The sequence below is a fragment of the Bradyrhizobium sp. WYCCWR15520 genome (genome assembly GCF_056174665.1).
This window is the reverse complement of sequence record NZ_JBWBWM010000093.1, coordinates 1-9,772: the sequence shown is the minus strand read 5'-3', so window position 1 is coordinate 9,772 and position 9,772 is coordinate 1. Positions and strand designations below refer to the sequence as shown.

Sequence of the window (9,772 nt, the reverse complement as noted above, 5' to 3'; positions counted from 1 at the left end):
CGCAGCGGGCTACAACTTCCGGCGTCTCATCCGCTGGCTCGAGCTCTTGTTGCGCCAGTTCCTCGCCCAGCTCACGGTCCGACTTCAATTCGTCCCGAGTTGAAATCCGGCGTTCTTCACGGCCGACCAGCAAGGCTAGAGCCGCGTAAGCAGGTGAATACTCTGCCGCTTGCCGCAGGCTAAATTCTGTTTCCATCCACTCGCACCTTGTCGCGCCGTTGCGGACCTGAGAAGTTCGCTGGACGATGCCCAGAACTCTGGCTAGAGCACCCCACCTTGCCGAGATCAACAAGGCCAGCTTGATTGATGGCCGGTTTAGAAGCGCGTTGCACTCCAGCGTGCGTCGTCATCGTCTTCCATTTGCTGTTTTTGGGCTTGTGCAAATGCAACCCATTGCTCATAGCAGGCGTATAGTGCGGCCAGAACCGCAACGGCAACCGGTAGTCGGCGGCTATCCCGCCGGTTGGGTACGGGAAATCCCCCGGCGGACAGTCCTTTTTAATGCTTAGGAGTTGCTGGCCGTGGCGGAGGGATCGAACTTCCGAATAGCGCAAGTGCCTCAGACGTCCACTTCCGCAGTTACAAACGCCTCAAATCTCGCCGGCGCTGACATGGAAGTTCAAACGATTATCGATGCAAGCTTTCGGGCTTGAACGGCCCAAAAGCTTGCAGCTTTGATTCCCGGTCGTTCGCCTGGCTCTAGCCACGGGATCGGGTGCTCTCGTCATCGTGGTCTCAGCTTCCGAAGCTTAGAGCGAGGTGTTTCAGTCAAACTTGTAAGAGGCTTGGAAGAACGTGCCCCATCGTTCCATGCTGTACTTCGCAAGTGTAGGGTGCTGATAAAAGCCACCCAAAGCGCTGCAGCTGCTGCAGGTGAAGGTGACATTGCTGTGGTCTTTGGTCCATATGGCCCAATACCGGGCTCCAACGCCAACGCTGAAATTCCTGGTGAGAAAGTAGGATAGAGTTCCTTCCACCTGAACGCCGGCTCCGCCGTCCCCGCGCTGATCGTAGAAAACTGTCTCGCGACGGAGGAGATGGTTATCGCGACCACTGAAGTCGGTCCACGGAAGGTAGGCAACCTCGGCACTCACGCGCCAGCGCTCAAGAAGCATAGCCTCCGCGCTAAGACCGATGCGCGGTGCATTCCAATTGGCGTCTTGACTGCCAATGAGCTGTTGCTGGTACGGCATCCCGCATATCCAGTACGGCGAGGACGAGGCGGTCTGCTTGCATCCCATCGAATCGGACTTCTGGCCGTAATAGGTCCATCCGACAAATCCACCCAGTTTATAGCTGCTGCCGCGCAGAAAATTGTAACCAATATCGGCCGTGTAGTACATGAATTTTCCATTCGCCTGGCTCGATAACGTGTTGCTGTAGGCAATGTCGCTGGTGGCGCTTGAATCTTCGTCGTTCATCTTTCCTTTGTTGAAGCGTCCGATGCCAATGTTGCCTTTCAGGAATACCCCCCAGAGACTATCGAGACGCCCGAAAAATTCGCCGGAAATGCCGTCCAGGCCGTGATAGGTGAGCCTTGAACTAGGAATGCCGTCATCTCCAGGCATCGAGGGCGCAAGGATGTAGTCCCACTGGAACGTTCCCCGGCTGAGCCAGACCCGTGAGCCGCCTTCGAGCGACCAATCGCCCGTGTATGCAATCGGCTTCGCTTTGGCGGTCCCGTTTTCCGAATACGGCGACGCATCGGACCACTCCAGTGCCCTCGGGGCGGCGCCAAAATGGTAGTTCAGGCCGATCTTTCCGATGTGATAGCTGCTGGATAAGCTGCTGGTGTTGCCGGGAATGACTGCAAGGGGCGGAAACTGCATGGTCGGTGGGGTCTCTAGATGCGGCCCGCCAAAGCCCATATAGTCGTATTCAAATTTGACCGACCAAGCAGGCGTGAGCGCTTGTTCAAGGCCGACTCCGACGGTCCCACCGAAACGACCGTAACCGAATCGCGTCGTGTGCTGCGGGAACCCAGCAAAATCCCTGTCCCGGAATTCGTTGTTGTTGGCGATATCGCCACGATTGTTTTGCCAGGCTACGCCTGCCTTGACGTAGGCCAGCGTGTGGCCCTGAAGCCCAAAGGTGTACCCGATGCGAGCGGTCCCTGTGACAAAGACGTTTGGACTTGCCTTGCAGGTGGCGATCACAACAGTGGCTGAGAAGGCAAGACAGCTGTTTGTGCCATCGGAGACAGCATGGCTCGCGTCTAGTTCGGCACCGAGAACCCACCCATTCGTTTGCCAATTGTAGCCGATTTGTCCTCCGGCGAGGAACACAGGGGTATTGACGACGTCGCCATAAATTGAGAGGCCGTAGGGGTCACTGAATGATGTCCGGCCGTAGCCCCCGCCGACGTGCCCGCCGATATATCCTCCGGTCCAGCTCCAGAGTGCCGGTGGGACACTTACTACCGGCCTAAGATCGGCCGAGTTGACGACACCGCTTGCAACGAGCGCAGCTGTTGCGGCACCCCAAAAAAGAAACTTCGATTGCATGTCACCTCACGAACACGTAACTCGAGCGCCATCTTGCAAGAAGGCCAAATGGCCGACGTTGCTGACGCCCCTTCCATGCTGCTTGTGTGTGCAGGATTTAGACCAGGGTGCGCGATGCGCATTCCCTGCGGTTTTTCGATCGCGATGTTGTCTTCGCAACAAGACCGGTGGATTGAAACAAGCCGCTCGTCTGAGGTCGAACACGAGGGGCATGCTGCACCCCTAGCATTTCTGGCGATTGAATAGTTGAACGCTCCTGTGAAGAGTTCGCCTCTTGCTCCAGCCTCCCCCTAAGTGCCTAATGAACAACTGTATGAGTTGTTAGCTGTAGCGCCGGTGGCTTCGGGGGAGTGGTTCAATGCGCCGAAATCCGATGCTTGCTGATAGTTTGATGCCCTCGCAAATCACGATGATCCAGCTTCTTGTACGGCCGGCCCGGAATGTCGCGCCAATCGGGGTGTGTATTCCGAGTTGGCCCCTTCCGATGGGTTTCAGCACATCTTGGTACCAAAAACTGGTTGAACGGCGAGACCCGCTTCTTAGGCAGGTAACAACGCTCTTCTCACCGAATTGATCAAAATATTGTACTTGGCACGCAGATACTCGGCCTGCAAACGCGCAGCCTCCTGGCTCGAGGTATAACCAGACCGGCCGGCGCAATCAAAAGCAAAGCAGGCTCATCGAGCATCATGATCGGCAAGACGCGTCACCTGAGTTGCAAACACGTCCAAGGCAGTCTGTTGGTCCTTGACATGATGGCGTACGGCTAAAGCACGAATCGCTAGCGACGGCATTCTGAGTAGCCTGCGTCACCGGGTGGAGCTTCTGGGTATCGCGCGGATCGGGCGCACGACCAATTGTTCGCGCTTCGCGGGCACTCTCATTGGCGGTGCGGCTTCTCAGCCGAGCGCTACATCGTGGTTGAAGTTTGGCGCCGCAGTTCTCTTCCAAGGTAAGAAGTTCCATCAAAGATTGATTTGGAGCTACACCGAATACAGCTCAAGTGCTTTCCGTTCGTGCAACGGGATCGCAACCGCCACTCTTCTTTGTTCCGACAGGTCTCGGAGATTGTTCTTATGTCCTCAGCTTAGCAAAAGAAATGGACATAGACTGTCCTATCTGTGCGCTGCCCTGGCCGTACTTCAATGAAGGTGGTCCACTAACTCTTGAAGCGATAGCCGCGCAAGTCATCTTGGCTCTCAGAGAGATTCAGCCGAAGAGCCCATATCGTTCGCGGGATATTCCTCAGGGGCAATGGTCGGCTTACGCAATTGCCAAGCGAGAAAAAAGTCTCGATGAAACCACATCGTTCGTGGCTTTCACGGTATCACTCCGCGCAGGTGCGAAGAGTTAAGTTCAACTTGGCCGACCGCTCCGTCCGTCTCGCTCTGCAGTCGTGAGCGGCTTGGCAACATTTCTCAGGATAGCAGCGCGGCAGTTGGCTAGCATCTCCTTCGTGTACTTCTCGCCGAAGTAATCCAGAACGAAGGTCCCGCCGTAGCCTGACTCATCAGCGACACTGCTGGTGAGGCCGTCGAGGATTGTGCCGACTTCGCCGATGCGATCGGAGTATCGGGCGCGGATAACGTTAACTGCGTTCATCGAGTGAATTGCCTCGTCGGCAGTCACTTCCCTTAGCCAACGAACGAATCTATCGCTCCCAAGTCCTGCATAGAAACCCTTATCCGCAGCATAGGCGTGGCAGGTGCACATTTCATCAAAAGCTATCATAACCATCACAGAGAATTCGTCTTTCAGGTATTCATTGATTGCACTAAAATTGTGTGATCGAGCGTCCAATCTCTCCCAAAGATCTTCTTCGGATCCATCAGCGACGAGCTTCATGATCTGTATAAAGCCCTCGGCGTGACGCTCCTCGTCCGTGGCCCAGGCATCAAAGAATGCCGCAGCCTCCTCGGTAGCGATCAAGTTGCGGACGGACAACTCCTTTTTCAGATGCCTTGCGTCATATTCAGTATACAGTTCTGGCCACAACTTTCTCCAACGTGCGCGCAGAACTGATGGCTCGGCGGTGAACATCACCGGCGTCAGAGCATTGAACAATTCTTTGGGATTCCAATTCCGTCGAACCGGCGTGATCATCCGACTCCTCCGAATCACGAACGCTACGAGCGGTCTGGCAGACGCATTTTTTTCTTCCCGAACGCTCGCAAAGCATATTAGCTACACACAGATGCTGTCGCCTGCTCGTTTTGGTGGGATGCAATTCCAGGCCGCACGCCTTCAGACTAGCCAGAAGCGTCACCTTAACGGGCTCAACAGAAGCCCGGCGCGGCTGTCATTGATCTCAACCAACTATCACCAATACGAATCCGAGTGTACCGTTGAGGACGGCGTCGCATGGCTTTTTTCACAAACCGCTCACGTCAACTGCTCGGCGGGCGCTCCGGCAAGTATCTTCGATTAGATCAATGCAACGGCACTTCGCGGCGGTGTTGACTCTCAACATGCGGCCTCATTTAGGCGCCAGCCCAGCGCGCCGCGCAGCATCGAAGTGCGGTCCCCCCTGAGCAGCCAGCCGTCTTGGAAATGCCAACCAATCATAAAAACCTTTGTGTCGAGGCACTGAGCGACCCATGAACAACTTGGCGTCTAACTCTGGAATAGACCACGCGTGCCTAGGCGGCACGGCAGAGTGCGCGAGGCTGTTCATGACAAACTGTCTCCGCTAACCGCGATCCGCAAGCTGGCCGCGCAAGGCGGACCGCTGATATCAGTACTAACGGGGGAGTGGTGGTTTACAAACCTTCGTATAGCTTTCCAAACCGTTTCAATATCGAAGGCTTACTTACGTAGAATTGAGCCATCAATCGCAATCGTTTTAGTCTCGTCGAGAATCGAACCCGAGCGTCCTGAATGGCTCTCGGCGCATGAAAGCAAGACGAGGTCACCGACGATTATGAAGTTCTATCGCAGGACGGCACGCGGTCCGTCGATTTGCATCGAGTGTCGTCGATCCCTGGGATCACGCTACCAGCGAGATATCTCCACCAATGAGCCTTATTGCGACTATGATTGCTATCTTCGCTACCGGACAAAGAGTCTGTTTGCGCCATCGCTCGCTGTCGCGCGGGCCATGGACTCGAGCTTGGGTAGTTGGCGCACCTCGAAAACCTCAGTTCGCTTGCTGAGCTCGCTGCCGCTTCCTATTGGTATTTGATAGTGCTCGCCAAAGCGGCGCGGGGCGAACCGATGTTGGTTGAAACTTCTAAGACCTAGCACGCGTGTGCATGCGGCGAGGCTAATTGCTCCGACAGCGAATTCCAGAGTTGAACCGCTAACGGTGTCGCCATCCGCAACGACTGTTGAATACCTTCAGACCAGTTGAATTTGGTTAAGAAGTTCTGCGGTTTTGAAGATGATTTCCTTGGGGCTGGAGGACATTGATCGGCATGTGCGGGATTGTCGGCATTTTGGGGCGCGGCCCAGTGGCGGGGCAGCTTGTCGAGTCACTCAAACGACTGGAATATCGTGGCTACGACTCCGCAGGCGTCGCGACGCTTGAAGGGGACCATCTCGAGCGACGGCGTGCCGAAGGCAAGCTGAAAAATCTCAAGGCGCGGCTGCACGGCGATCTGCTATCTGGTCATACAGGTATCGGTCATACGCGCTGGGCTACCCATGGCAAGCCGACTGAGCGCAATGCCCATCCGCATATGACGGACAATGTCGCCGTCGTCCATAACGGGATCATCGAGAATTTCCGCGAGCTGCGCGCTGAGCTAGAGCAGAATGGCGCTATCTTCGCCTCGGAGACCGATACCGAGGTGGTGGCGCATCTCGTCGAATCCTATCTAAAGCATGGCTACTCACCGCAGGGCGCAGTGAAAGCGTTGCTGCCGCGGCTGCGCGGCGCGTTCGCGCTGGCATTTCTTTTCAAAGGTCATAACGATCTCATGATCGGCGCGCGCAGAGGTTCGCCGCTCGCGATCGGGCATGGCGACGGCGAAATGTATTTAGGATCGGATGCGATCGCGCTCGCGCCGTTTACCGATACAATCACCTATCTTGAAGACGGCGACTGGGTCGTGCTTACCCGTACGATCTGCGTCATCTATGATTCGAAAGGCGCCGTAGCCCACCGGGAAATGCTGAAGCCCGGCGCGTCATCGCTCCTGGTAGACAAAGCGAACTATCGCCACTTCATGGCCAAGGAAATTCACGAACAGCCGGAAGTGGTCGGGCAGACGCTGGCGCGTTATGTTGATGTGGCCGCCAAGCGCATCGCGCTGCCGTTCGAATTGCCATTCGACTTCAATGACATTAGGCGCATCTCGATTACGGCTTGCGGTACCGCAAGCTATGCCGGGCACGTTGCCAAGTATTGGTTCGAGCGGCTGGCGCGTATGCCGGTCGAGATCGATGTCGCCTCTGAACTCCGCTACCGAGACGCGCCTTTGCGCAAGGGGGATCTCGCGATCGTCATCTCGCAGTCCGGCGAGACCGCCGACACGCTGGCCGCGTTGCGCTACGCCAAGGCGCAGGGTCTGCACACGATTTCCGTGGTCAACGTACCGACGTCTACGATTGCGCGCGAGAGTGAAACCGTGCTGCCGACACTTGCGGGCCCGGAAATCGGCGTCGCCTCGACCAAAGCGTTCACTTGTCAGCTGATGGTAATGGCCGCCCTTGCTATCGCCGCAGGCAAAGGGCGCGGAGAATTGTCCGATATCGATGAATTGAAGATCGTGGGTGAGCTAAGCGAAGTTCCGCGGCTGATCACTGCGGCGTTCGCGATCGAACCGCAGATCGAGGAGCTCGCGCGCGATATCGCCAAATCGCGCGCTGTGCTCTATCTCGGCCGCGGCACGTCGTTCCCCTTGGCGCTAGAGGGCGCGCTCAAGCTGAAGGAAGTCTCCTATATCCACGCCGAAGGCTATGCCGCCGGCGAGCTCAAGCACGGCCCGATTGCGCTGATTGACGAGAGCATGCCGGTGGTGGTGATCGCTCCTTACGACCGGGTTTTCGAAAAGACCGTCTCAAACATGCAGGAAGTCGCCGCTCGTGGTGGCAACATCATCCTGATGACGGATGCGACAGGGGCTTCGGAAGCGACGATAGATTCGCTCGTGACCATTGTGCTGCCAGACATGGCTGCAACCTTTACACCCATGGTCTATGCCATTGCGGTGCAGCTCTTGGCCTACCATACCGCTGTCGTAATGGGAGCGGACGTCGATCAGCCACGCAATCTCGCGAAATCGGTGACCGTAGAATAGGCGGGCAGGGCCAAAGTCGCGGTGGTCGTGGGCCTCCAGCCAATAGGCCTTCGTGTTTGGTATGTCCGTTCTGTGGAAGCCAAAACCGAGCAGATCCTCAATTTCTCTCCTATCCATGTTGATGCCGATCGTCGTTGCTGCATGCCTCCGTACCGCCTTCGGACATAAATGGTTCGCATCTCAAAACGCGATAATGACTTCAAACGTATAACTGGAGTTCAGCTCCCGAACCGGCCTTCTCAAGGTCGATCTATAGGAACTTTGTCTGGCGTGCATAAGTAACTAAAGGTCCGCTTGAATTAGCCGGCTAAGACCACCGGCGGGCGCTGCTGATCCGGCTGGCCCGCGCGCAGAATTCGGCGAGATAGCCGTCCAGGCCCCACCGCAAGTGCGGCTTCTTGAGCTCTTACTTATGTTCGTCGTTATGTTCGGTTGTTGGGCCCGACCACTCCATCGCTGGCTGTTTCCCATCGGCGGCGGCCATGTTCGATATCTGCGATGAGCATGATCGGTATCGAAGTGTGCAAATCCTTTTACAAGTGCCGCGATCCACGCTGGAAGGTGCGGCATCCATCGTTCTTATCTCTGCGAAGAAACAAGGGAATTTTCCGAACTATCTAAGGTGGAAGGCATTTGCTCATAAACTACCGCTTCGCCGCGATTCACACAGACACATTCTGCCGATGGCGCGATTTGAGCGACTCACGCTAAAGCGTGATGAAATTAGCTTCGATAGCCTGAGTTTTTGAGATAGTTCGCGCATTCTTCGGGTGTGAAGGTGTGAAGGACCTCGCCGATGGCGGCGCAGACTGCATCGACGGTTCGTGTGGCAGCCTTTCGGAGCAAATGTTTGAGCTTGGCAAAGACTTGTTCGATCGGGTTCAGGTCGGGTGAGTATTTTGGCAAGAAGAACAGCTTGGCTCCTGCGGAGCGGATGAGCTGGCGCACGGCTTCTGTGGCTGCCGAGGTTGTCCATGATGACGATATCGCCGGGACGAAGCGTCGGCAGAAGAACCTTAGCCACATAGGTCCGAAAGCTCTCGCCGTCGATCGGTCCCTCGATGAACCACGGCGCATCGATCCGATCACGGCGCAATGCCGCCAGGAAGGTCATGGTCTTCCAGCGGCCGTGGGGAACCTTGGTAGGGAGTCTGTGTCCGCGCGGCGCCCATCCTCGCAGGGGCGCCATGTCTGTCCTGGTCCAGGTCTCGTCGATGAAGACCAGCCGCTCAGCTTCGACGCGGTCCTGATACTTTGTCCATTGGACGCGCCGCCGCGCCACGTCGGGACGATCGCGTTCGCCAGCCACCACGCTTTTTTTTGAAGCTGAGCTTGTCGGCATGCACGAAATCCCACACCGAGTGGTAGTCGACCTTCAGGCCGCGCCCGGCAAGTTCGGCAACGAGCCCGCGCAGGGTGAAGTCGTCGTTCTTGATCCGCTGCGACAGCCAAACCGAGTGTTCACCCGAAATCGTCTTCGGCTTGTGACCGCCCATCTGCCCCGGAGCAACGCTGCCGGTCTCATCGAGCCGCTGCATCCAGCCAATGGCCGTGCTGATCGCGACCCCAAACTGCTTGGCTGCCTGATTGCGGGACATACCGCCCTCAATCGCCGCCACCACGCGCTTCCGAAGGTCGAGAGAGTAAGGCTTGCCCATCCATGCCGGCCTCCTGCCCAGCCGGCATGGTGAATCAGAAACAAGCTGATTTGGGAATCCCAAATCGATTCAACCTAACCCCATCCCGCTTTAGGCTATTATCTTCCAACAATCCCAATGCGAGGGAGAAACGAAATGGTTGCTGCCGCACGCGAACTGCCCACGCCAGGCTACGCGCTTGAAGTGGATGGTCGATTGAAAGCCGAATTTGTCAGCAGAGACGGAGCAAAGTCAGGGGCAGAAGTGATCTTCCCCCGAAAAAATGGACAGGGTTAAGCTGCTTTTAGCTCCATCTCGATCGGGCTGATAAAGCCGATGGCGGAGTGACGACGAGTCCGATTGTAGAAGCCCTCGATATAGGCAAAGATAT

General features: G+C 56.5%; 7 protein-coding genes and 1 pseudogene. 4 read left to right on the top strand and 4 right to left on the bottom strand.

From position 1 onward, the window contains the following. The coding region (locus AC0QUY_RS41485; RefSeq protein WP_474417172.1) for a hypothetical protein at positions 1–196 on the bottom strand (196 nt) is incomplete at its 3' end. A 568-nt stretch (positions 197–764) separates the two neighbouring features. Beyond that, on the bottom strand, positions 765–2,504 hold the full coding sequence (locus AC0QUY_RS41480) for an outer membrane beta-barrel protein (protein ID WP_474417173.1): 1,740 nt from the start codon (positions 2,502–2,504) through the stop codon (positions 765–767). A 1,003-nt stretch (positions 2,505–3,507) separates the two neighbouring features. Here AC0QUY_RS41480 and AC0QUY_RS41475 point away from each other — a divergent pair. Continuing rightward, positions 3,508–3,858 carry a thioesterase domain-containing protein gene (locus AC0QUY_RS41475; RefSeq protein WP_161855420.1) on the top strand — a complete coding sequence of 117 codons (351 nt, stop codon included), beginning with the start codon at positions 3,508–3,510 and terminating at the stop codon, positions 3,856–3,858. Between the two features lie 2 nt (positions 3,859–3,860). Here the strand turns inward: AC0QUY_RS41475 and AC0QUY_RS41470 are convergent, their stop codons facing one another. Next, complete coding sequence (locus AC0QUY_RS41470; protein ID WP_246738292.1) at positions 3,861–4,607, bottom strand: hypothetical protein; 747 nt, start codon at positions 4,605–4,607, stop codon at positions 3,861–3,863. Positions 4,608–5,917: 1,310 nt separating this feature from the next. Here AC0QUY_RS41470 and glmS point away from each other — a divergent pair. Next, positions 5,918–7,744, top strand: a complete 1,827-nt coding sequence (glmS, locus tag AC0QUY_RS41465; RefSeq protein WP_161855419.1) for a glutamine--fructose-6-phosphate transaminase (isomerizing) — start codon at positions 5,918–5,920, stop codon at positions 7,742–7,744. 482 nt (positions 7,745–8,226) lie between these two features. Further along, positions 8,227–8,493 (top strand): hypothetical protein, encoded by a 267-nt coding sequence (locus AC0QUY_RS41460; protein WP_161855418.1) that lies wholly within the window; start codon positions 8,227–8,229, stop codon positions 8,491–8,493. Here the strand turns inward: AC0QUY_RS41460 and AC0QUY_RS41455 are convergent. After that, a pseudogene (locus AC0QUY_RS41455) lies at positions 8,468–9,402 on the bottom strand (IS630 family transposase). The gene AC0QUY_RS41460 and the pseudogene AC0QUY_RS41455 sit on opposite strands and share 26 nt — an antisense overlap. 135 nt (positions 9,403–9,537) lie before the next feature. Between AC0QUY_RS41455 and AC0QUY_RS41450 the strand changes: the two are divergent. Beyond that, positions 9,538–9,678, top strand: coding sequence for a hypothetical protein (locus tag AC0QUY_RS41450; RefSeq protein ID WP_202639115.1), 141 nt, complete (start codon positions 9,538–9,540; stop codon positions 9,676–9,678). The last annotated feature ends 94 nt before the right edge of the window (positions 9,679–9,772 follow it).